Raw genomic sequence first — 22,923 nt, forward strand, 5'->3', positions numbered from 1 at the left:
TCGCGGAGGCGCTGCGGTGCGGGAGCGACGCCCTCCCACGCGTTTGCCAGCGCCGTTCGCTAGGCTGGAATGTCGAATGATCGGCCGCGCACCCCGATGCCGGCTGGAGGAGGGCGGCGGTTCGTGAGATTCGTGTGGGCGATCATCGCCTTCGTACTAGCCACGCTGATGATCGGTGCCGGCGTCGCCCAGCGCACGATCCTCGAGGCACCGGCCACGGAGACGACGACCATCACGACGGATGCCGACGCTCCCTACGTCCTCATCGACGGCGCGGTCCTCGCCAGTCGTGCGGGCGCGCAGACGCTCCGGGTCGAGGGCGACGGGCCGGTGTTCGCCGCCTATGCGCGCACGCAGGACGTCACGGCATGGCTCGCACCCACCGCCTACGTCCACGTCACGCTCGGCGCGGAGAACGAGCCGGTCTCCGAGGACGTCGCCGCGTCGGCGCCCGTCGAGGGCGCCTCGCCGACGGCAGCGCCCGCCGGATCCGACCTCTGGCTGGACGAGTTCGAACAGGACGGCTCCCTCGCCACGACCCTGCGCCTTCCCGACGACATGAGCGTTCTCGTGGCCTCGGACGGAACCGCCGCGGCTCCTGCGGCCATGAGCATCACGTGGCCCACCGGGGTCACGACGCCCTGGGCGGGCCCGCTGCTGGCCGGCGGCATCCTCATGGCGGTCGTCGGGCTCGTGCTGTACATCCTGGCCCTGCGTCACGTGCGCCGCTCTCGGGGCCCGCGCCGCAAGGGACTCCCGATCACCGCCACGCAGCCGATCGACCTCTCCGTCGAGGAGGCGGACAAGGGCGTCATCGCGGCGGCCCCCGCCCGACGGCGACTGGGACGGGGTCGACGGTCCCTCGTCGCCGTCTCAGCGCTCGTGGTCGGCGGGATCGCCCTGACCGGCTGCTCTCCCGACGCCTGGCCGGACCTGCAGCCCGACGCGACGCCGTCGCCGACGGCATCCGTCATCGTCCCCGAGGGTCAGGGTGCACCGGCCGTCACGAAGACGCAGGCGGAGCGGATCCTCGGTCGGATCGTCGAGCAGGTCGCCGCTGCGGACGAGGCGAAGGACCCCCAGGCGGCTGCCGAGCGCCTGACGGGACCGGCGCTCGTGGAGCGCGAGACGAACTACCGGCTGCGCACCGAACTGCCCGAGGCCGACCCGCTGCCGGCCATCCCGGCAGGCACGATGACGGCGCTCCTGCCGCAGGCCAAGAACGACTGGCCGCGCATGTTCATGGCGGTCGTCGAGGATGCGGACGGCGTCGCCACCGTGATGACCGCGACCCAGAGCGATCCGTGGGCGGAGTACAAGATCGCCTACATCTCGAGTCTGCGTGCCGACGCCACGATGAACCTCGCAGCCGAGTACGTGGGCGCCGTCGCCGTCGAACCCAACTCGCCCTTCCTGCTCATGCCCCCCGAGAACGTGGCCGCCGCCTACGCGGACGTGCTCGACAAGGGGGACAAGAGCGAGTTCGCGGCCCTGTTCGACAAGGAGACCGACACCTTCCGTCCCCTCGTCGCCGAGAACCGTGCCGCCGTCCTCAAGAAGTTCAACGAGACGGGTGAGGAGACCGGCACCGTGTCCTTCCTCGCCGAACCGGGCGACTCCGAGCCGTTGTCGCTCGTGACGCTCGACAGCGGCGCCATCGTGGCCGTCACGGTCACCGAGAACGAGACCGCCGTCCCGACGAACGACGACGCCGTCATCAAGCTGGGCGAGAACGTCGTCGTCAAGGCGCTGTCGGGTGTCTCGCAGTCGAGCACCGGGTTCCAGACCCGCTACACCGATCAGCTGTACTTCTTCGTCCCCGCCCAGGGGTCGAACGACAAGATCCAGCTGCTCGCATCCCGTTCCAACGTCCTCGATGCCAAGGTGGTTGAAGAAGAGTGAGCACACCCGCCCCCGGCGCCGTCCTCCGCGGCGCCGTCGACCTCTCGTCCCTCCGCAACCGGCCCGACCCCCGGTCCGACGCCGCGGCACCCGCAGACGGGCAGACACCGGCATCCCGGCTGGTCTTCGACGTCACGGACGCCGATTTCGGACAGGTCCTCGAGCTCTCCCGGACCGTCCCTGTGGTCGTCGACCTGTGGGCGGAGTGGTGCGGCCCCTGCAAGCAACTCAGCCCGGTCCTCGAGAAGCTCGTGAACGAGCTCGGCGGGCGGCTCGTGCTCGCCAAGGTCGACGTCGACGCGAATCCGCAGCTCGCACAGAGCTTCCGCGCGCAGTCCATCCCACTGGTCGTGGCTCTTGTCGCGGGACAGCCCGTGCAGCTGTTCACCGGAGCCGTACCCGAGGCGCAGGTGCGTGAGGTGTTCGCACAGCTCTTGCAGCTGGCCGCCCAGCACGGCGTGACCGGCACGGTGCCGACAGGCGACGCGCCGACGGATGCCGAGGCGGACGCGCCGGCACTCCCGCCTCTCCACCAGGCGGCCTTCGACGCCATCGAGGCCGGCGACTACGACGCCGCCGGCCGCGCCTACGAGCAGGCGCTGACGGAGAATCCCCGTGACGAGGACGCGAAGGCGGGACTGGCCCAGGTGCACCTGCTCTCCCGCGTCCAGCACCTCGACCTCGCCGCCGCCCGTGCGGCTGCCGCGGCCGGTCCGCACGATGTCGAGGCGCAATTCGCGGTCGCCGACCTGGACCTCGCCGGCGGTCATGTCGACGACGCGTTCGGACGACTGCTCGATCTGTTCGCCGCGCTCCCGACCGACGAGCGCGCTCCGGTACGCGAGCGGCTGCTCGAGCTCTTCGGCGTCGTGGGCGACACCGATCCGCGGGTTATCCGCGCCCGCGGCCGACTCGCCAGTCTGCTGTTCTGACGGGCGTTCGGGTCCGGGCGGCAGCCCGGACCCGACGCATCACTCCCCGTGGCGGTGGCGCAGCCAGAGCACCCCGAGCGGCGGCAGGCTGAGGGTGGCGGTGCCGTCGGCATCCGTCGTCACTCCGCCGAAGTTGCCGACGCCCGATCCGCCGAACTCCTGCGCGTCGCTGTTGAGGATCTCCGCCCAGCCTCCGGTCTCGGGCAGGGTCACCCGCACGTCGTGTCGCGGCGAGCCTGCGAAGTTGCACAGGACGACGACGGTGCCGCCGTCGTGATCTCGCCGTGCGAAGCCGAGGACGTTGCTGTCGGGGGTGTGCGGCCACACCCGTGAGAAGGCGGAGCCGTCGCTGTCGCGCGACCACAGGGGCGCCTCATCGCGATACGTGTGGTTCAGCGCGGCGACGAAGTGCTGCAACTGCTGGTGTGCGGGCTGGTCCAGCATCCACCAGTCGAGGCCGCGGCCCTCGGACCACTCCGACATCTGCCCGAACTCCTGCCCCATGAACAGGAGCTGCTTGCCCGGGTGTCCCCACATGTATGCGAGGAACGCGCGCATGTTGGCGAGTTGCTGCCAGTGGTCGCCCGGCATCCGCGTGAACAGAGATCCCTTGCCGTGCACGACCTCGTCGTGGCTGATGGGGAGGACGAAGTTCTCACTGAACGCATAGACGAAGGAGAACGACAGTTCTCCCTCGTGGTGGGACCGGTACAGCGGGTCGCGGCCGATGTAGACGAGCGAGTCGTTCATCCAGCCCATGTTCCACTTGAAGCCGAAGCCGAGACCGCCCTGGCTGGTCGGTGCGGTCACTCCGGGGAAGCTCGTCGACTCCTCCGCGATCATCGCGATGCCGGGATGGCGCTTGTACGCGGTCGCGTTGACCTCCTGCAGGAATCGGATGGCCTCGAGGTTCTCGCGGCCGCCATGGATGTTGGGCTCCCACTGTCCCTCCTCGCGGGAGTAGTCCAGATAGAGCATCGAGGCGACGGCGTCGACCCGGAGACCGTCGACGTGGAACTCCTCGAACCAGTAGAGGGCGTTCGCGACGAGGAAGTTGCGGACCTCGTTGCGGCCGTAGTCGAAGATGTACGTGCCCCAGTCGCGGTGCTCACCGCGGCGGGGGTCCGGGTGCTCGTACAGGGGCGCTCCGTCGAACCGGGCGAGGGCGAACGCGTCCTTCGGGAAGTGGCCCGGCACCCAGTCCATGATGACCCCGATGCCGGCCCGATGCAGCCGGTCGATGAGGTAGCGGAGGTCGTCGGGGCTGCCGAACCGGCTCGTGGGCGCGTAGTAGCCCGTCACCTGGTAGCCCCAGGAGCCGCCGAACGGGTGCTCGGCGAGGGGGAGGAACTCGACATGCGTGAACCCCTGCGCGCCGACGTACGCCACGAGCTCGTCGGCCGCATCGCGGTACCCGAGCCCGGGCCGCCACGAGCCGAGATGCAGCTCGTAGGTGGACATCGGCTTGTCGTGCACCGACCCGGTCGCCCGTGCGGCGACCCACTCGTCGTCCGACCACGTGTACGCGCTGTCGGTGACGACGGATGCCGTGGCGGGCGGCACTTCGGCGCGACGCGCCATCGGGTCCGCCTTCATCACCCAGTTCCCGTCGGCCGTGAGGATCTCGAACTTGTAGGCCGACCCCTCGCCGATCCCCGGGACGAAGAGCTCCCACACGCCACTGGACCCGAGCGAGCGCATGGCGTGCTGGGTCCCGTCCCATCCGTTCAGATCACCGACGACGCGGACGGCGCGGGCGTTGGGGGCCCAGACCGCGAACGAGACGCCGCTCGCCGCGTCGTAGTGGCGCACGTGCGAGCCGAGGACTGTCCACAGCTGCTCGTGACGGCCCTCGCGGATGAGGTGCAGGTCCATCTCGCCGAGCGTCGGCAGGTGGCGGTAGGGGTCATCGACCCGGTAGTCGGGAGCTCCTTCGTAGGTCGCGACGATGTCGTAGGCGCTCGGCTGGGCGGGCGCATCGCCCTCCCACACACCTGCCCGGAGGTGCGCCAGTTCGACGCGCGCGCCGTCCGCGAGGACGGCCGTCACGGTCTGCGCGAAGGGGCGGCGTGCTCGGATCACCCAGTGGTCGCCCTCGGAGTGCGGGCCGAGCACGTCGTGGGGTGCGTGGTAGGCGCCGGCACCGACGGCATCCAGGATCGAGTCAGCGGGACGGGTCATGAGCGTGCCTTCACGTGGAGGATGTGGACGGGTTCGGCGAAGGCGTCGAGTCGGACGTAGTTGTGTTCGTTCCACGTCCAGTGCGCGCCGGTGATCAGGTCCTCGACGTCGTAGTCGTGCCCGCGGGGCAGGCCCCAGATCTGCGAGTCGACGTGCACGGTGGTCTCCCGCGCGGAGTGCGGGTCGACGTTCACGATCACGATGATCGTGTCGGACTCCCCGGACGCGGAAAGGGCAGCCGGTAGGTGCTTCACGTACGCGAGGATCGCGTCGTCGTCCGATCCCTGCAGATGCAGTCCGCGCAGCTGACGGAGGGCCGGGTGCGCCCGGCGGATCTCGTTGAGTCGTCGCAGATAGGGCGCGAGCGAATCGCCGGCTGCCTCTGCAGCGGCCCAGTCGCGGAACTTGTACTCGTACTTCTCGTTGTCGATGTTCTCCTCGGAACCGGGGCGAGCCACGTTCTCGTAGAGCTCGTAGCCGGCATAGACCCCGTAGCTCGCCCCCGCCGTCGCCGCGAGTGCGGCCCGGATGCGGTAAGCGGGACGGCCGCCGAACTGCAGGTACTCCGTCAGGATGTCGGGGGTGTTCACGAACAGGTTCGGACGCATGAAGTCCGCCGTCTCGTCCGAGATCGACGCGAAGAACTCCTCGAGTTCCGTGCGGGTGTTGCGCCAGGTGAAGTAGGAGTAGCTCTGCTGGAACCCGCTCTGTGCGAGCGCTCGCATCGGCATCGGCCGGGTGAACGCCTCGGCGAGGAACACGACGTCCGGGTGCTCCGCGTTCACCGTCCGGATCAGCCACTCCCAGAACTGGAGGGGCTTGGTGTGCGGGTTGTCGACGCGGAAGATCTTCACCCCCTGCCGGATCCAGTGCTGCACGATCCGCAGCACCTCGGCTCGGATCCCGACCGGGTCGTTGTCGAAGTTGACCGGGTAGATGTCCTGGTACTTCTTCGGCGGATTCTCCGCGAACGCGATCGAACCGTCGGGGAGGGTCGTGAACCACTCCGGATGCTCGGTCACCCACGGGTGGTCGGGTGCGGCCTGGAGGGCGAGATCCAAGGCGATCTCGAGGCCCAGCGCGTTCGCGGCCGCCACGAAGGCACGGAAGTCCTCCAGCGTCCCGAGGTCCGGATGAACGGTGTCGTGCCCGCCGTCGGCCGATCCGATGGCCCAGGGAGATCCGGGGTCGCCCGGACCGGCCTCGAGCGTGTTGTTCGGGCCCTTGCGGTTGACCTCGCCGATGGGATGGATCGGCGGCAGGTAGACCACATCGAACCCCATGTCGGCGACGGCGGGGAGTCTCTCGGCCGCGGTGCGGAAGGTGCCGCTGCGCACCCCGCCGTCCGGAAGACGCACGGCGCCTTCGGAGCGGGGGAAGAACTCGTACCAGGCGCCGACGCCGGCGCGCTCGCGTTCGACGAGCAGCGTGTTCTCCTCGTGGAGGGTGTGGAGGGAGGTCGCGGGGCGCTCGGCGAAGGCGCGGGCGAGTCCCGGGTCGCGGACCACGATCAGCGCGGCACCGTCGTCCACCGCCTCGTCCCGGAGAGCCCGTGCGGCTGTCGTCAGCGCGGTGCGCTCGTCCAGGGGCCGCGTCTTCTCGGCAGCGGCCCGCTCGAACAGCCGCGCGCCCATCTCCCGCATGAGGATCGGATCGACCCCGGCGGCGATCTTCACCTCTGCGGCGTGACGCCACGTCGCGTAGTCGTCGGCGAACGTCTCGAAGCGGAACTTCCACGTGCCCTGCTCGAGCGGCGCGACCACGACGCGCCAGGTGTCGAACCCGTCAGCGAGGGGGAGGAGTCGGTGCAGCGTCACGGCACCGGAGGGCGCGGTGAGGCGCAGATGCACGCCGATGCGGTCATGGCCTTCGCGGAAGGCGGCGACCGCGAAGGGGACGGATTCGCCCACGAATGCGGTCGGGGCGAATCTTCCGCCCGGCACGCTGGGGCGATGGGAGGCGATCGGGATGCGGCCGTTGCGGATGCCGGCATCCTTCTTGGTCGGCTTCACCGGCCGGACCGGGATCTCTGCGGAGCTGCGGACGGAAGCGGAGGAGATCTGTGTGGCCACGTTCCGAACCTACCGGTGCCGGACGAGGGTCGAAACGGCCTGGATCACTCGGCCCGGAACAGGTACATTGACGGACCCGTCGCCGTGAAGCCGTCGCCGGGGGAGAGAGGGGCGGCATCCGTCTGCGGTCGCTCGTCGACGCTGGACCACAGCGGAACGAACCGGGTGACGTCGTCCAGCTCGGGGAGGGTGATCTCGATGTCGCTCTCGCGACCGTGGACGACGAGCAAGGTCCGGTTGGCACCCTCCGTCTCGGGAGTGGAGCGGGCGTCGTACTGCAGGGTCCGGTGGGAGGGGTTGGTCCACTGCTCGACCGACATCGTGCGTCCGCCCTCGTCGTACCAGTCGATGACCGACGCGCCGGGGACGGTCATCTCCGCGTGGGCGAATCGGACCGGCCGCAGAGCCGGGTTCTCCCGACGGATGCGGGTGAGCACCTCGACGTGGGCGCGGAGGTCCTCCTGCCAGGGCTGCAGCGACCAGTCGTACCAAGTGAGCGCCGAGTCGTGGCAGTAGGCGTTGTTGTTGCCGCCCTGGGTACGTCCGATCTCGTCGCCGGCCGTCAGCATCGGGACGCCGGCGGACAGCAGCAGGGTACCGAGGAGGTTGCGCATCGCCCTCCGCCGCAATGAGAGGACGCCGGCGTCGTCGGTGGGCCCCTCGAACCCGTGGTTGAACGACCGGTTCGTGTCGGCGCCGTCGCGCCCGTGCTCGCCGTTGGCGTCGTTGCGCTTCGAGTCGTACGCCACCAGGTCGTGGAGCGTGAAGCCGTCATGCGCCGTGACGAAGTTGACGCTCGCCAGCGGCCCGCGTTCGGCGCTGAAGGTGTTCGCCGACCCGGCGAGTCGGGTGGCGAACCCTCCGATCCCCACCGGGGTGACGCTGGCGCGGCGGGAGTAGTCGATGTCGCTCAGCCAGAAGTTCCGCACCCGATCCCGGTAGCGGTCGTTCCACTCGCTCCAGCCCGCGGAGAATCCGCCGGTCTGCCACCCTCCCATGCCCACGTCCCACGGCTCGGCGATCATCTTGACGCCCGCGAGCGAGGGATCGGCGAGGATGGCCTGCAGGAGCGGATGCTCCGGCGTGAAGGTGTGCGTCGCGTCACGGCCGAGGACGGGTGCGAGGTCGAACCGGAACCCGTCGATCTGCACCTCGTTGGCCCAGTACCGCAGAGAGTCGAGGATGAGGCGCGCCGCGGCATCCGTCGATGTGTCGAGCGAGTTGCCGCATCCGGTCACGTCGATGTAGCTGCCGTCCTCGGCCTGCCGGTAGTAGGAACGGTTGTCGATACCGCGGAAGCTGGATCGCGGCTCGCCGAGACCCTGCTCGGCCGTGTGGTTGAAGACGACGTCGAGGATCACCTCGATCCCGGCCTCGTGCAGCAGTTTCACCATGCCCTTCACCTCGCGGAGGACGGCGGTGGCTCCCTCGGCCTGGGCGGCGGCGGTCGCGTACGCGGTGTGCGGCGCGAAGAAGCCGACCGAGTTGTACCCCCAGTAGTTCGTCAGCCCCAACTGCAGCAGGCGGGGCTCGCTCGCGAACGCATGGACGGGTAGAAGCTCGATCGCGGTCACCCCGAGGCTCCGGTAGTGCTCGATCATGGCCGGGTGGGCCATGCCCGCATACGTGCCGTGGAGTGCTGCCGGGACGCCCGGGTGCCGTTTGGTCAGGCCCCTGACGTGCGCCTCGTAGACGACGGTGCGATCGAGCGGCGTCGCGGGCTTGGGGACGCCGCCCCAGTCGAAACAGTCGTCGACGACGACGGAGCGCCATGAGTGGATGCCGGGGGAGGACAACCCCCGCGCGTAGGGATCGATGAGCAGCGTCGCCGGATTGAAGGTCATGCCCGGTCCGTGGGGGCCGTCGACACGGATGCTGTAACTCACGCCCACCCGCAGTTCGGGCGTCGTCGCCTCCCAGATGCCCCCGCCCTCCCGGGTCAGCGGCACGGTGTCGACGATCCAGTCCGGGTCGTCGTCGTCGAAGATCACGAGCTCGACGGCGGTGGCGTGTTCCGACCACAGACGCAGCGTCCCGACTCCGTCGTGCAGGCGCACGCCGAGATCGTCGTAGACGTCCGAGAGCAACCCCGCGTGGGGGGTCTCGAACGCCGCGGTCGTCGGGCCGGCCGGAGCGGTGGTCATGCGTCCTACAGTAGTAACCAGGCGATGAAGGTCAGCAGCAGGCGGAGGGCGATGGTGGTCTATCTCGACCATGCGGCATCCACACCGCTGCGACCCGAGGCGCGCGATGCCTGGCTCGCGGCGTCCGAGGTCACCGGGAACGCGTCGTCGGTGCACGGCGCCGGACAGGCGGCACGGAGGCTGCTCGAGGACGCCCGCGAACGCATCGCCGCCGTGTTGGGGTGCGACCCCATCGAGGTCGTTCTGACCTCGGGGGGAACGGAGTCGGTCAACCTCGCTCTCAAGGGATCCTGGTGGGCGCGCGACGCCGAACGGACGGCGATCGTCCTGCCCGACGGTGAGCACCACGCGACCCTCGACACCGTGGGGTGGCTGGCCTCGGCGCAGGGCGCGGAGATCCGACCCGTTCCGATCGACGACAGCGCAGCGATCGATGTCGCGGCCTTCGACGCGGCTCTTCCGGGCGCAGCCGTGGCCACCGCTCTCGTGGCCAACAACGAGGTCGGGACGGTGTCGGATGTCGCGGCCCTGGCCGCATCGGCGGCGGCGGCGGACGTGCCCCTGCACCTCGACGCCGTCGGGGCGATCTCCCACGTCGCGCTCGATTTCGCCGCGTTGCGGGGACCGGGGGCCGGTCGCGGCGGACTCGTCGCGCTGAGCGTGGCGGGACACAAAGTCGGCGCGCCGGTCGGCACCGGCGCCGTCGTGGTCTCGCGGCATGCCCGCATGGGTGCGGTCCTCCACGGTGGCGGGCAGCAGCGGGGACTCCGCTCAGGTACCCCGGATGTCGCCGGCGCCGCCGCCCTGGCCGTGGCGATGGAACTGACCGCCGCGGAGCGGGCGGGCGAGGCGACACGTCTGCGGGAGCTCGCAGACCGACTGCTGGCAGGCGTGCACGATGTCGCACCTCAGGTGCGGCTGCTCGCTGCGCCCGACCGTCGCCTGCCGGGTCACCTGCACCTGCTGTTCCCCGACGCCCTCGGCGAGACGCTCCTGTTCCTCCTCGACTCGGCCGGCGTGCAGGTCTCGACCGGGTCGGCGTGCCAGGCGGGCGTCGCCGAACCGAGCCACGTGGTCCTCGCCCTCGGTCACACAGAGCGCGAGGCGCGGTCGGTCCTGCGGATCACCCTGGGGCGGTCCACGACAGTCTCGGACGTCGACACCTTCGTCGCGGCGCTCCCCGAGGCGTACCGCCGGGCGGCCGCATCCAGCGCACGCGCGGCTGCGCGCTCGTAGACTGGAACGATGCGCGTACTGGCAGCCATGAGCGGTGGGGTGGACTCCGCCGTCGCCGCCGCCCGTGCCGTGGACGCCGGACACGACGTCGTCGGCGTCCACCTCGCTCTCTCGCGCGCCGGCGGCACGCTCCGCACCGGGAGCCGGGGCTGCTGCACCATCGAGGACGCGCTGGACGCCCGACGCGCGGCCGACCTCCTCGGCATCCCCTTCTATGTGTGGGACTTCTCGGAGCGCTTCCGCGACGACGTGATCGACGACTTCGTGAGCGAGTACCGGGCAGGACGCACGCCGAACCCCTGCATGCGATGCAACGAGAAGATCAAGTTCGCGGCCCTCCTCGAGCGTGCCCTGGAGCTCGGCTTCGACGCGGTCTGCACGGGCCACTATGCGACGCTCGTCGATGGGCCGCAGGGTCGCGAGCTTCACCGCGCCTCGGACGAGGCCAAGGATCAGTCGTACGTCCTCGGGGTGCTCACCGCCGACCAGCTCGCCCACACCTACTTCCCGCTCGGGACGACGCCGTCCAAGGCGGTCGTCCGCGCCGAGGCCGCGGCCCGGGGGCTCACCGTCGCGCAGAAGCCCGACAGCCACGACATCTGCTTCATCCCCGACGGTGACACCCGCGGCTGGCTCGCCGAGAAGGTCGGCGCGGAGCAGGGCGACGTCGTCGACCGTGAGGGCACCGTCGTCGGGCGTCACGAGGGCGCCCACGCGTTCACCGTCGGTCAGCGCCGGGGGTTGCAACTCGGCGTCCCCGCCGCCGACGGCAAGCCGCGTTTCGTCCTCGAAGTGCGCCCGGTCTCCAACACCGTGGTGATCGGGCCCAAAGAGGCTCTCGCGACGGCCGAGATCGCCGGAGACCGGCACAGCTGGGCCGGGCGCGCGCCAGAGGAGGGCGCCTTCGCGTGCGAGGTGCAGATCCGCGCTCACGCCGATCCGGTCCCCGCACGCGCGACCCTCGAGGGCGGATCGATCACGGTCGTCCCCGACGCACCGTTCGACGGCGTGGCGCCCGGTCAGACGGCGGTGCTGTACGACGGCATGCGCGTCATCGGACAGTTCACGATCGCGCGGACCGTCTCCGCCGTCCCGCTGACCGCCTGAGGCGCCGCTCGCGTTCGACCCCGTCGAGTGCGGCGCGCAGATCGGTGTGCGCGAACCGAAACCCCGCGTCGAGCAGCCGGGCCGGCGCGGCCCACCTGCTCTTCAGGATGAGCTCCGGCTCGGTCCGCAGCACACACATCGCGATCTCGAGCATCCACCGCAGCGACGGCAGACCCACCGGCATCCCGACCACGTCGCGGAGGGTGCGCATGAGGGTGCGATTGTCGGATGCCTCGGGCACCGCGACATTCACGGGTCCCGAGATGTCGTCGCGGCCGATCAGGAACCGGACGGCGTCTACGACGTCGACGATGTGGACCCAGCTGAACCGCTGTCGGCCGCGGGTGCGGTACCAGGGCGGTCGCCCGCCCGTCGGCTCGTCCCCGATGCCGCGGTAGCGCCGGTGCGGAGGTACCCACCCGTCGTGCTGGGGGCCGCCGAGCCCGGTGCGGGCGAGGGCCAGCAGCATCCGGGTGGCCGGTCCGTCACCGACGACGATCGCCAGACGCAGCGTGACCCGACGCGTGCGGGGAAGCTCTCCCGCGAAGAAGGCGCGCTCCCAGGACCGGGCCACGTCGACCGAGAAGCCCTGTCCGAGCTCGCCGTCCCGTTCGGTGTTCGGTCCGTCCGTCGTGTGACGGTAGATGGTCGCGGTCGAGGCGTTGATCCAGAGCCGCGGCGGGGCGAATGCGCCGTCGACCGCGTCGTGCAGTGCGCGCGTCGTCTCGACGCGCGAGCGGAGGATCTCATCGCGGTTGCGGTCGGTGTAGCGGCAGTCGACGGACTTCCCGGCAAGGTTCACGAGCAGGTCCGCGCCCTCGACCGCGCGTGCGAGCGAGACGGGGTCATCCCAGGTCACGGCGGCGGCGCGTCCGACAGTGACGACGTCGTATCCGTCCTCTGCGAGGGCGGCGATCAGCGCCTCGCCGATGAAGCCGCCGGCGCCGGCGACGACGGCGCGGGGACGGGACATGCCTCGACGCTACCCGATCGCGCGCCGTAGATTGCAGGGATGACCTCCGGCCGGCGGGAACACGCGCTCTCGGTCTACGAACGTGTCCTCGGTTCCGACATCGACGTCCTCCCTCCGGTGCTGCGGCGGTACTTCGGTGCGCTGCCGGACGCCCACGTCGGTGTGGGCGAAGGGCTCTACTCCATCGTGGGGTCGCGCTACCGGCGCATCGCCGGTCCGCTGTTGCGATGGTCCGCCCGGCACGACGTGCTTTTCCCCGAGGCCGGCCGCGACGTGCCGTTCGTGGTGGAGAACCGGGTCGCCGCCGACGGCAGCCTCGAGGGGGCACGGTGGTTCGGCTTCGCGCACGTGACGCGGGTGATGCGGGACACGATGCGGGTCGACGGCGGCGCGATCGTCGAGCGGCTCGGGCGGCGCGGCGGACTGGAGGTGCGGCTCGAGGCGTCCGCGACAGCGCTCGGCATGGTGCTTCGCTCACGACGACTGGCCTGGCGGTTCCGCGGCATCCGGATCCCGCTGCCCCGGGTCGCGGGGGTGGAGGTCCGGGAATCGGACGCGGGGGACGGCCGGCAGAACGTGGACGTCCGGCTCCGCATGGCGCTCGTGGGTGAGGTGTTCCGCTACTCCGGGACGTTCGCCTACCGTATCGTCCGCGAGCGCGACAGCGGTCCAGCGCTGTCGTCGGCCCTCCCTACACTGTCGATGTGGCTGACGCAGAACTCCCCGAACTGACCCTCGACGAGGCCCGCGCTGAGGCGGCCCGGCTGACGGAGAAGATCCTCGGCGCACGTGAGGCCTACTACGGCGGCGACGTGGGACTGGTCGACGATGCCACCTACGACGACTGGATGCGTCGACTCGAGGCCCTCGAGCGCGCGCACCCCGAACTGCAGGGGCAGGATTCGCCCACGCAGACCGTGGGTGCGGCCGACTCGTCGATGTTCGCCCCCGTCGAGCACACGGAGCGCATGCTGAGCCTCGACAACGTCTTCTCTCCCGATGAACTGCGCGAGTGGTGCATCAAGGCTGAGGCCTCCGCCGGGCGCGCGGTGCGGTGGCTGACGGAACTCAAGATCGACGGTCTGGCCATCTCGCTCCGGTACGAGAACGGTGTGCTGACGTCGGCCGCGACACGGGGCGACGGGCGGATCGGCGAGGATGTCACCGTCAACGCGGTGCGTGTCGTCGGTATCCCCGAGCGGCTGTCGGGGGAAGGGCACCCACCTCTCGTCGAGGTGCGCGGCGAGGTGTTCATCCCGGTCGCGGCGTTCGAGGAGCTCAACGCGCTGCAGGCGCGTCTGCGCGATCGCGTCATCAGCGACGCCGCCTCCCGGCCGCGCTACGACGAAGAGAAGGCGCAGAAGAGCGCGGCGCGTCGGTTCCCCGCGTTCGCCAACCCCCGTAACGCGGCCAGCGGCGGCCTGCGGCAGCAGCTCGACAAGAAGTCCGGGCTCGAACTCGAGGCCGGCGAGGCGCGACTGGCCTCGCTGCGGATGTACGTTCACGGCATCGGTGCCTGGCCCGAACCGCCGGTCGCGGCCCAGAGCGAGGTCTACGGGTTGCTGGCCGAGTGGGGGCTGCCTGTCAGCCCGTACCCGCAGACGTTCGACGACATCGACGGCGTCCTCGCCTTCGTCGCGGAGTACGGCGAGAAGCGCCACTCCGTCGCGCACGAACTCGACGGCATCGTCGTGAAGGTCGACGAGCTCTCACTCCACGACGAGCTCGGGGCGACCAGTCGCGCACCGCGGTGGGCGATCGCCTACAAGTACCCGCCCGAGGAGGTGCAGACCCGCCTCGTCGACATCATCGTGTCGGTCGGTCGTACGGGTCGGGCGACCCCGTACGCCCAGATGCAGCCGGCGCTCGTCGCCGGCAGCGTCGTGCGCCAAGCCACCCTGCACAATCAGGAGGTCGTCAAGGCCAAGGGCGTGCTGATCGGCGACATGATCGTGCTCCGCAAGGCCGGCGATGTCATCCCCGAGGTGCTCGGCCCGGTCGCCGAGCTCCGCGACGGCAGCGAGCGCGCATTCGTCATGCCTACGGCCTGCCCGGAGTGCGGGTCGACCCTCGCCCCGGCGAAGGAGGGCGACATCGACCTGCGCTGTCCCAACACCCGGGGCTGCCCGGCGCAGGTCCGGGGGCGTGTCGAGCACATCGGCTCGCGTGGCGCGCTCGACATCGAGGCGCTCGGCGAGGTCACGGCGGCGGCCCTGACGCAGCCGCTGGCACCGCAACAGCCCGCGCTCGAGACCGAGGCCGGGCTCTTCGAGCTGACGGTCGACCGGCTCGTTCCGACCGAGGTGATCGTCCGCGACGCCGAGACGGGCGAAGCGCGCATCGACGAGAGCACGGGCGAGGTCGTTCGCCGCGCGCCGTTCCGCCGCAATCCTTCCGCGGCGGAGAAGAAGGAGGGCCTCACCGGACCCCAGCCGTCGGCACAGGCGCTCACCCTCATCGACGAGCTCGAGAAGGCCAAGACGAAGGACCTCTGGCGCTTCCTCGTCGCGCTGAACATCCGCCACGTCGGTCCGGTGGCCGCCCGAGCGCTCGCCCAGTACTTCGGCTCGCTCGACGCGATCCGTGCCGCCTCGCGGGAGGAGCTCGCCGCAGTGGACGGCGTCGGCGGCATCATCGCCGATGCCCTCACCGACTGGTTCTCCGTCGATTGGCACGTCGAGATCGTGGACCGCTGGACGGCTGCGGGGGCGAGACTTTCGACCCCCGGGCACCCCGGCCCCGGCGTCGTGGCGGCGGGCGGCGGCGTGCTCGAAGGCCTCACGGTCGTCGCGACGGGCTCCCTCGAGGGATACACCCGTGAAGGCGCGCTGGAGGCCATCATGCAGGCGGGCGGCAAGGCCGCGTCGAGCGTCTCGAAGAAGACGGACTTCGTCGCGGCCGGGCCCGGCGCGGGATCCAAGCTCGCGAAGGCCGAAGCCCTCGGCATCCGCATCATCGATGCCGCGCAGTTCCACGTGCTCGTCACCGAGGGGCCGGCCGCGCTCGGCGAGGCGCCGACGGCCGAGTGACCTCAGGCGTTCGGATCCAGGAGCGCGTCGCGCACCTGACGACGCAGCACCTTGCCGATGAGCGAGCGGGGCAGTTCGTCGACGATCTCGATCCGCTTGGGAACCTTGTAGGGGGTCAGCCGGCTGCGGGCGAAGGAGCGGATGTCCTCGACATCGACCTCACTGACGCCCGGTGCGGGGATCACCACGGCGACGACCTGCTCGCCGCTGTGCGCATCGGGCAGCCCGACCACCGCGGCATCCGCCACCTGAGGGTGCTGGCGGAGTGTCGCCTCCACCTCAGAGGGTGAGACGTTGAAACCCCCGGTGACGATCAGTTCCTTGAGGCGGTCGACCACGCGGAAGAAGCCGTCGGCGTCGCGCTCGACGATGTCGCCGGTGTGGAACCAGCCGTCGACGAGCACCTTCTCGGTCTCCTCCGGCTTGCCGTAGTACCCCGAGAACACCTGCGGTCCGCGCACGACCAACTCGCCCGGCTCGCCGTCACCGAGGATGCGGGACGTATTCTCCGGGTCCACGACGCGCGCGTCCGTGCCCGGGATGGGGATGCCGATGGTGCCGGCCTTGCGGTTGTCGGCCGGGGGGTTGACCATCAGGACCGGGGAGCATTCGCTCAGCCCGTAGCCCTCGATGAGGTACCCACCGCTGGCCTCCTCGAACGGCTCGACCAGGGCGGGGGAGAGGGCCATCGCGCCGGACACGCCGATGCGGATGCCGCGGAGCGACGCCCCCCTCTCGCGGGCGCGCGACAGGAGACGCTCGGCGATCGGCGGGACGAGCGGCAGAACCGTCGGGGGGTGCTTCTCGATCGCATCGATCACCATGTCGGCGTCGAACTTCGGGAAGAGGACCAGACGCGCTCCCATGGACATCGCGAACGTGAGGCACAGGGTGAGCCCGTACGCGTGGAACATCGGCAGGACCGCGTAGAAGACGCATCCGTCCCCCCGCTGCACGGCGGGGATGAACGCCTGACTCTGGCGGGCGTTGGCCAGCAGGTTGCGGTGGCTCAGCATCGCGCCCTTGGGCGTGCCGGTCGTGCCCGAGGTGTACTGCAGGACCGCCAGGTCGTCGGTCTGCGGACCGGGGTGGGATGCCGGGAGTGCCGGCGTCCTCACCAGGTCGTCCCACGACAGCGCACCGCGGGCCGGCGAGGTCAGGGCAGCGCGCGACTCGCGCGCCTTCTTCACCGGAAGCCGCAGAGCGAGCCTCGTGTGCAGCGGCAGCGCCCGGGTGACGTCGACCGCGATGAGGGCGTCGACCCGGAGGTCGGCCGGAAAGCCCTGCACCGTCGGCGCGACCTTGTCCCACACGATCGCGTGCCGGGCGCCGTGATCCTGGAACTGGGTCCGAAGCTCACGGGGTGTGTAGAGGGGATTGTGCTCGACGACGACCGCGCCCAGGCGCAGGACGGCGTAGAACGCGACGATATGCTGCGGGCAGTTGGGCAGAACGATCGCGACGCGGTCGCCCTTCTTCACGCCCAGGCTTCGCAGTCCCGCGGCGGCCCGGTTCACAGCATCGTGCAGCGCGGCGTATGTCGTCTCGCGGCCGAAGAACTGCAGCGCCGGGGCGTCCGGGTAATCGCGGGCGGACTCGTCCAGCAGGTCCATCAACGACCCGTCGATCGGGGACAGGTCGAGGGGGACGCCCTCAGCGTACGAAGAGAGCCACGGGCGATCGGCAGAGAGCGAATCGGTCACGCCCCCAGCCTAGGGCGCGGGCTCGGGACGGCGAGCTGCCCGAACTAGACTGTCGGAGTGTCTGAAATCACCCCCGATCTCGTGCGCCATCTCGGCGTGCTCGCCCGGATCCAGCTGAGCGACGAGGAGGTGGAGCGTCTCACCGGCCAGCTCGACGCGATCGTCGACAACATCGCCAAGGTGTCCGAGGTCGCCACTCCCGAGGTCGCCGCGACGAGCCACCCGATCCCGCTCCGCAACGTGTTCCGCCCCGACGTCCCCGGCGACATGCTGACCGTCGACGAGGTGCTCCAGAACGCACCGGATGCCGCCGACGGCCGCTTCCGCGTGACAGCGATCCTGGGGGAGGAGCAGTGAGCGACATCCTGAAGCTGACCGCCGCCGACCTCTCGGCGAAGCTGCGCGCGGGCGAGCTCTCGAGCGTCGAGGCCACGCAGGCCCACCTCGATCGCATCGCTGCCGTCGACGGCGACGTCCACGCTTTCCTCCACGTCTCCGACCACGCGATCGAGGTCGCGGCGGGCATCGACCGTCGCCGCGCCGCCGGTGAGGAGCTCGGCGAACTCGCCGGCGTGCCGCTGGCCATCAAGGACGTCCTCGTGACGACCGACATGCCGTCCACGAGCGGGTCGAAGATCCTCGAGGGCTACATGTCGCCGTACGACGCCACCGTCGTCGCACGTTCCCGCGCCGCCGGTCTCGTCCCGCTCGGCAAGACGAACATGGACGAGTTCGCGATGGGCTCCTCGACCGAGCATTCCGCGTACGGCCCGACGCGCAATCCGTGGGACCTCGACCGTATCCCCGGCGGGTCCGGCGGCGGGTCCGCTGCGGCCGTCGCCGCGTTCGAGGCGCCGCTTGCGCTCGGCTCCGACACCGGTGGCTCGATCCGTCAGCCGGCGCACGTCACAGGGACCGTCGGCATGAAGCCCACCTATGGGGGCGTCAGCCGATTCGGCGCGATCGCGCTCGCATCGAGCCTCGACCAGGTGGGTCCCGTGTCGCGGACCGTCCTCGACTCGGCGCTCCTGCATGACGTCATCGGCGGGCACGACCCGCACGACGCGACCTCGTTGACCGACGCGTGGCCCTCGTTCGCCGCTGCAGCCCGCGAGGGAGCGAACGGCGAGGTCCTGAAAGGCCTCAAGGTCGGCGTCATCCGTGAGCTTGACGACAGCGGTTTCCAGGCGGGCGTCTCGGAATCGTTCCGCGCGTCGCTCGCGGCGATGGAGGCCGCCGGCGCCGAGATCGTCGAAGTGAGCGCACCGCACTTCGAGTACGGCGTCGCCGCCTACTACCTGATCCTCCCGGCGGAGGCCTCGAGCAACCTCGCGAAGTTCGACTCGGTCCGCTTCGGCATGCGTGTCGATGTCCCGGGCGGCACCGTCGAGGACGTGATGGCCGCCACCCGCGACGCCGGCTTCGGCGACGAGGTCAAGCGCCGCGTCATCCTCGGCACCTACGCGCTGTCGGCCGGCTACTACGACGCGTACTACGGCAGCGCTCAGAAGGTCCGCACCCTCATCCAGCGCGACTTCGACGAGGCCTTCGCGCAGGTCGACGTCATCGCGACGCCGTCCGCCCCGACGACGGCGTTCCGGCTCGGCGAACAGCTCGACGATCCGCTGCAGATGTACCTCAACGACGTCACGACGATCCCGGTGAACCTCGCCGGCGTGCCCGGCATCTCGATCCCCTCGGGTCTGGCCGCCGAAGACGGGTTGCCCGTCGGCATCCAGTTCGTCGCACCCGCGCGTGAGGACGCACGGCTCTACCGGGTGGGTGCGGCACTCGAAGCCCTGCTCGTCGACAGCTGGGGCGGTCCGATCCTGGACCGCGCCCCGATCCTCGGAGGAGCCCGCTGATGGCCAAGGACGCGCTGATGGACTTCGACGCCGCGCTCGAGATGTTCGAGCCGGTGCTCGGCTTCGAGGTCCACGTCGAGCTCAACACCGAGACGAAGATGTTCTCGCCCGCTGGCAACCCCGCCAACGAGGCGAACCACGACGCAGCGCCGAACACCCTCGTCGCCCCGGTCGACATGGGCCTGCCGGGGTCGCTGCCGGTGGTCAACGAGACCGCCGTGCGGTACTCGATCAGCCTGGGGCTCGCCCTCGGCTGCTCCATCGCCCCCTCGTCGCGGTTCGCGCGGAAGAACTACTTCTACCCGGACCTCGGCAAGAACTACCAGATCTCGCAGTACGACGAGCCGATCGCGTTCGAAGGCAGCGTCGAGATCGAGCTGGAAGGCGGCGACGTCTTCCAGATCCCGATCGAGCGCGCCCACATGGAGGAGGATGCCGGCAAGCTCACGCACGTGGGTGGGTCGACCGGCCGCATCCAGGGCGCCGAGTATTCGCTGGTCGACTACAACCGGGCGGGCGTCCCACTCGTCGAGATCGTCACGAAGCCGATCTTCGGCACCGAGCGCCGTGCCCCCGAGGTCGCGAAGGCCTACGTGGCCGCGATCCGTGACATCGTTCGCTCGCTCGGGATCTCCGAGGCCCGCATGGAGCGGGGGAACCTCCGCTGCGACGCGAACGTGTCGCTGCGTCCGCGCGGCCAGGAGAAGCTCGGCACGCGCACCGAGACGAAGAACGTCAACTCGATGCGCTCGGTGGAGCGCGCAGTGCGATACGAGATCCAGCGGCAAGCCACCATCCTCGCCGCCGGCGGCACCATCACGCAGGAGACCCGTCACTGGCACGAGGACACCGGTCGCACCTCGCCCGGTCGTCCGAAGTCCGATGCCGACGACTACCGCTACTTCCCCGAGCCGGACCTCCTGCCGGTCGAGCCGTCGACCGAGCTGATCGAGGAACTGCGCGCCGCGCTGCCCGAGCCTCCCTCGGTGTACCGTCGACGGCTGAAGTCGGAGTGGGGCTTCACCGACCTCGAGTTCCAGGACGTCGCCAACGGCGGTCTGCTCGGCGAGGTGGAGGCGACGATCGCCGCAGGTGCGTCACCGGCATCCGCCCGTAAGTGGTGGACGGGAGAGATCACCCGCGTCGCGAACGCGCAGGGCGCCGAGCCAGCCGCGCTCGTGTCGCCCGAGTCCGTCGCGGAGCTCCAGAAGCTCGTGGATGCCGGCACGCTCACCGACAAGCTCGCGCGCCAGGTCCTGGAGGGTGTCATCGCCGGCGAGGGGACGCCGCAGGAGGTCGTCGACGCCCGCGGGCTCGCGGTCGTCTCGGACGACGGTGCCCTCATCGCGGCGATTGACGATGCCCTCGCCGCGCAGCCGGACGTCCTGGCGAAGATCCAGGACGGCAAGGTCCAGGCCGCCGGCGCCGTCATCGGCGCCGTCATGAAGGCCATGAAGGGCCAGGCGGATGCCGCACGCGTCCGCGAGCTCATCCTGGAGCGCGCCGGCCAGGCCTGATCGGTCCCACGATGCCGCCGCGCCGACGCCCCCATCGGGCGCGGTGTCGGCGGCATCGTCGACAATGGAGGCATGGGACGCGGTGACGGGACGGGGCGCATCGTGTCGCCCGACGGCGCAGACGACACCGGCACCCGCATCCTCCACGTCGACATGGACGCCTTCTACGCGTCCGTCGAAGTCCTCTACGACCCGTCGCTCGCCGGCAAGCCGCTCATCGTGGGGGGAATGGAGGGGCGGGGTGTCGTCTCGAGCGCGTCCTACGAAGCGCGGCGATTCGGCGTGCGGTCGGCGATGTCGGTCGGCAAGGCCCTGCAGCTGTGTCCGCAGGCGATCGTCGTCGTGCCGAGGTTCGAGCGCTACTCCGAGCTCTCGAAGAAGGTCATGTCCATCTTCCGCGACGTCACCCCGCTCGTGGAACCGCTCTCGATCGACGAGGCGTTCCTCGACGTGAGCGGCGCGCGACGGCTGTGGGGGAGCCCGGGTGAGATCGCCCGGATGGTCCGGCGCCGCGTCCTCGAAGAGACCGGTCTGACCTGCAGCATCGGGGTCGCGGCGACGAAGCACGTCGCCAAGATCGCCTCCACGGTCTCCAAGCCGGATGGGCTCCTCATCGTCAGCGAACCCGACACCCAGGCGTTCCTCGCAGCCCGGCCGGTCGGCGCGCTCTGGGGAGTGGGACCGAAGGCGGCCGAGGCTCTCGAAGCCCGCGGCATCCGGATGGTGTCCGACATCCTGAACACCCCCCGGGGCGTCCTCGATCGCGCTCTCGGCCCCGCGATGGGAGCCCGGGTGTCGCAGCTGGCGCGCGGCATCGATCCGCGTTCCGTGCAGACCGATCACACGGAGAAGAGCGTCGGGCACGAGGAGACCTTCCTCGAAGACGTCTCCGACGTCGCGACGCTGCGCAGCGAGTTCCGTCGCCTCGCCGATCGTGTCGCGTCGCGGCTGCGCGCGGGCGGCTGGGAGGCGAGGACGATCGCGGTGAAGGTGAGATTCTCCGACTTCACGACCCTGTCACGCTCGGTCAGCGTGCCCGAGCCGACCAATGTCGGCCAGCGGATCGGCGACGTCGCCCTCGAGCTCTTCTCGAAGATCGACCTCGTGCAACCGATACGCCTCATCGGTGTGCGGGGGGAGAAGCTCACCGGCGACGGGGTCGGAGGCCTGGCGCTATGGGACGACGACGCGGAATGGCGACGGGTGGATGCCGCCCTCGACGACGCCCGGTCACGCTTCGGACGCGGGGCGGTCACCCGGGCGAGCACTCTCGGCCCCCGGCGCGACGTGAACGCACTGCCCACGAACCCTCGACCCGCCAGCGAGTAGGAGTCGACGGCGCGCAAGCCCCTGTGCGGAGCGACGCGACCGGCTACCGTGGACGCATGGCGAACCTCCCTCTCGAACTCGGCAAGCAGTTCGCGTCACTCGGTGTGACAACGGTCTACGGCGAACAGCAGGACGTCGACGGCATCCGGCTCATCCCCGTCGCGCTCACGTGGTCGGGCTTCGGCGCGGGGGAGGACCCGAACGGCGGAGGCGGCGGCGGCGGCGGTGCCGCGATCCCCGTCGGGGCCTACATCCGCAGGGGTGACGACCTGCGCTTCGAGCCGAACCTCGTGGCGCTCGTCGCGGTCGGGATCCCGTTCGTGTGGGTCGCCGGACGCGCGCTCAGCCGCGTCATCCGTGCCCTCACCCGCTGACGCGACGCTCGCGGCCGCGATGGCGGCGGGGGTCGACCGGACGCTCGATGCGGTGCGGGCGGCGGTCGCCGTACCCACCGTGGTCCTCGTCGACGGCCGCTCGGGCGCCGGAAAGTCCACGTTCGCAGATGCCCTGGCGGCACGCGTCGACGACGCGGTGGTGGTGCGACTCGACGCGGTGTACCCGGGGTGGGACGGTCTGCGCGCAGGAGCCGACATCGTGCGGGAACGCGTCCTCCGACCACTTCGACAGGGTGGGACCGCGCGGTGGACGCTGTGGGACTGGACGACCGACCGGCCCACGGGGCGGGAGGCCACCGTGCCCTCCGCATCGATCGTGATCGTCGAAGGTGCCGGGGTGCTCACGCCGGGGTCGGCACGGCTGGCCGACGTCACGGTGTGGCTGGACGCACCCGAAGCGGCACGCAAAGCCCGCGCGCTCGGTCGTGACGGCGACACCTACCGCCCGCACTGGGAGCGGTGGGCGGCGCAAGAGGGTGCACACCTGCACGAACATCGGCCGACGGACATCGCGCAGATCGTGGTGACGCTGCCCTGA

At 70.5% G+C, this 22,923-nt stretch carries 17 protein-coding genes; 12 read left to right on the forward strand and 5 right to left on the reverse strand.

Going from position 1 to position 22,923, the window contains the following annotated elements; genetic code table 11:
- Positions 1-123: 123 nt before the first annotated feature.
- On the forward strand, positions 124-1,902 hold the full coding sequence (locus ACIGEP_RS04580; protein WP_396660431.1) for a glycosyl transferase: 1,779 nt from the start codon (positions 124-126) through the stop codon (positions 1,900-1,902).
- Positions 1,899-2,834 (forward strand): tetratricopeptide repeat protein, encoded by a 936-nt coding sequence (locus ACIGEP_RS04585; RefSeq protein ID WP_396660432.1) that lies wholly within the window; start codon positions 1,899-1,901, stop codon positions 2,832-2,834. Before ACIGEP_RS04580 ends, ACIGEP_RS04585 begins: the two co-directional genes overlap by 4 nt.
- 39 nt (positions 2,835-2,873) lie before the next feature.
- Here ACIGEP_RS04585 and glgB read toward each other — a convergent pair whose 3' ends face one another.
- From glgB to glgX, 3 genes are read right to left on the reverse strand one after another with little or no spacing between them, the layout of a single operon-like run.
- On the reverse strand, positions 2,874-5,015 hold the full coding sequence (gene glgB, locus ACIGEP_RS04590; protein WP_396660433.1) for a 1,4-alpha-glucan branching protein GlgB: 2,142 nt from the start codon (positions 5,013-5,015) through the stop codon (positions 2,874-2,876).
- Positions 5,012-7,087: an alpha-1,4-glucan--maltose-1-phosphate maltosyltransferase gene (locus ACIGEP_RS04595; RefSeq protein ID WP_396660434.1), complete on the reverse strand. Its 2,076-nt coding sequence runs from the start codon at positions 7,085-7,087 to the stop codon at positions 5,012-5,014. The genes glgB and ACIGEP_RS04595 overlap by 4 nt, the downstream gene beginning before the upstream one ends.
- Before the next feature lie 44 nt (positions 7,088-7,131).
- Positions 7,132-9,231 (reverse strand): glycogen debranching protein GlgX, encoded by a 2,100-nt coding sequence (gene glgX, locus ACIGEP_RS04600; RefSeq protein ID WP_396660435.1) that lies wholly within the window; start codon positions 9,229-9,231, stop codon positions 7,132-7,134.
- Positions 9,232-9,282: 51 nt separating this feature from the next.
- Here glgX and ACIGEP_RS04605 point away from each other — a divergent pair, with 51 nt between their 5' ends.
- Both ACIGEP_RS04605 and mnmA read left to right on the forward strand, forming a co-directional pair.
- Complete coding sequence (locus ACIGEP_RS04605; RefSeq protein ID WP_396661016.1) at positions 9,283-10,467, forward strand: cysteine desulfurase family protein; 1,185 nt, start codon at positions 9,283-9,285, stop codon at positions 10,465-10,467.
- 9 nt (positions 10,468-10,476) lie between these two features.
- Positions 10,477-11,574 (forward strand): tRNA 2-thiouridine(34) synthase MnmA, encoded by a 1,098-nt coding sequence (gene mnmA, locus ACIGEP_RS04610; protein ID WP_396660436.1) that lies wholly within the window; start codon positions 10,477-10,479, stop codon positions 11,572-11,574.
- On the opposite strand, the gene ACIGEP_RS04615 is transcribed toward mnmA, so the two are convergent.
- Positions 11,531-12,547, reverse strand: coding sequence for an epimerase (locus ACIGEP_RS04615; protein ID WP_396660437.1), 1,017 nt, complete (start codon positions 12,545-12,547; stop codon positions 11,531-11,533). The two genes, mnmA and ACIGEP_RS04615, sit on opposite strands and share 44 nt — an antisense overlap.
- A 39-nt stretch (positions 12,548-12,586) precedes the next feature.
- On the opposite strand from ACIGEP_RS04615, the gene ACIGEP_RS04620 reads away from it, so the two are divergent.
- Positions 12,587-13,279 carry a DUF4166 domain-containing protein gene (locus ACIGEP_RS04620; protein ID WP_396660438.1) on the forward strand — a complete coding sequence of 231 codons (693 nt, stop codon included), beginning with the start codon at positions 12,587-12,589 and terminating at the stop codon, positions 13,277-13,279.
- Complete coding sequence (gene ligA / locus ACIGEP_RS04625; protein WP_396660439.1) at positions 13,252-15,576, forward strand: NAD-dependent DNA ligase LigA; 2,325 nt, start codon at positions 13,252-13,254, stop codon at positions 15,574-15,576. Before ACIGEP_RS04620 ends, ligA begins: the two co-directional genes overlap by 28 nt.
- A 2-nt stretch (positions 15,577-15,578) precedes the next feature.
- Here the strand turns inward: ligA and ACIGEP_RS04630 are convergent, their stop codons facing one another.
- Complete coding sequence (locus ACIGEP_RS04630; RefSeq protein ID WP_396660440.1) at positions 15,579-17,279, reverse strand: long-chain-fatty-acid--CoA ligase; 1,701 nt, start codon at positions 17,277-17,279, stop codon at positions 15,579-15,581.
- Between the two features lie 57 nt (positions 17,280-17,336).
- On the opposite strand from ACIGEP_RS04630, the gene gatC reads away from it, so the two are divergent.
- The 6 genes from gatC (at position 17,337) to ACIGEP_RS04660 (ending at position 22,923) form a co-directional block, all read left to right on the forward strand.
- Positions 17,337-17,636 carry an Asp-tRNA(Asn)/Glu-tRNA(Gln) amidotransferase subunit GatC gene (gene gatC, locus ACIGEP_RS04635; protein ID WP_251580976.1) on the forward strand — a complete coding sequence of 100 codons (300 nt, stop codon included), beginning with the start codon at positions 17,337-17,339 and terminating at the stop codon, positions 17,634-17,636.
- Positions 17,633-19,144, forward strand: a complete 1,512-nt coding sequence (gatA, locus tag ACIGEP_RS04640) for an Asp-tRNA(Asn)/Glu-tRNA(Gln) amidotransferase subunit GatA (protein WP_396660441.1) — start codon at positions 17,633-17,635, stop codon at positions 19,142-19,144. Before gatC ends, gatA begins: the two co-directional genes overlap by 4 nt.
- Positions 19,144-20,661 (forward strand): Asp-tRNA(Asn)/Glu-tRNA(Gln) amidotransferase subunit GatB, encoded by a 1,518-nt coding sequence (gatB, locus tag ACIGEP_RS04645; RefSeq protein ID WP_396660442.1) that lies wholly within the window; start codon positions 19,144-19,146, stop codon positions 20,659-20,661. Before gatA ends, gatB begins: the two co-directional genes overlap by 1 nt.
- A gap of 72 nt (positions 20,662-20,733) precedes the next feature.
- A complete protein-coding gene (gene dinB, locus ACIGEP_RS04650; protein WP_396660443.1) occupies positions 20,734-21,990 on the forward strand; it encodes a DNA polymerase IV in 1,257 nt (418 codons plus the stop codon).
- A gap of 56 nt (positions 21,991-22,046) precedes the next feature.
- The gene (locus tag ACIGEP_RS04655) at positions 22,047-22,364 is read left to right on the forward strand and encodes a hypothetical protein (RefSeq protein ID WP_396660444.1); all 318 of its coding nucleotides are present in this window, start codon (positions 22,047-22,049) and stop codon (positions 22,362-22,364) included.
- A complete protein-coding gene (locus ACIGEP_RS04660) occupies positions 22,348-22,923 on the forward strand; it encodes a hypothetical protein (RefSeq protein ID WP_396660445.1) in 576 nt (191 codons plus the stop codon). The genes ACIGEP_RS04655 and ACIGEP_RS04660 overlap by 17 nt, the downstream gene beginning before the upstream one ends.

This window comes from Microbacterium sp. NPDC077663, from assembly GCF_044542795.1.
GTDB lineage: Bacteria > Actinomycetota > Actinomycetes > Actinomycetales > Microbacteriaceae > Microbacterium.

Excerpts from the sequence above, each read along its gene's own strand:
- glgB (WP_396660433.1), bottom strand. The coding sequence starts at position 5,015 with ATGACCCGTCCCGCTGACTCGATCCTGGATGCCGTCGGTGCCGGCGCC.
- glgX (WP_396660435.1), bottom strand. The coding sequence starts at position 9,231 with ATGACCACCGCTCCGGCCGGCCCGACGACCGCGGCGTTCGAGACCCCC.
- ACIGEP_RS04605 (WP_396661016.1), top strand. The coding sequence starts at position 9,283 with ATGGTGGTCTATCTCGACCATGCGGCATCCACACCGCTGCGACCCGAG.
- mnmA (WP_396660436.1), top strand. The coding sequence starts at position 10,477 with ATGCGCGTACTGGCAGCCATGAGCGGTGGGGTGGACTCCGCCGTCGCC.
- ACIGEP_RS04615 (WP_396660437.1), bottom strand. The coding sequence starts at position 12,547 with ATGTCCCGTCCCCGCGCCGTCGTCGCCGGCGCCGGCGGCTTCATCGGC.
- ACIGEP_RS04620 (WP_396660438.1), top strand. The coding sequence starts at position 12,587 with ATGACCTCCGGCCGGCGGGAACACGCGCTCTCGGTCTACGAACGTGTC.
- gatB (WP_396660442.1), top strand. The coding sequence starts at position 19,144 with ATGGCCAAGGACGCGCTGATGGACTTCGACGCCGCGCTCGAGATGTTC.
- dinB (WP_396660443.1), top strand. The coding sequence starts at position 20,734 with ATGGGACGCGGTGACGGGACGGGGCGCATCGTGTCGCCCGACGGCGCA.
- ACIGEP_RS04655 (WP_396660444.1), top strand. The coding sequence starts at position 22,047 with ATGGCGAACCTCCCTCTCGAACTCGGCAAGCAGTTCGCGTCACTCGGT.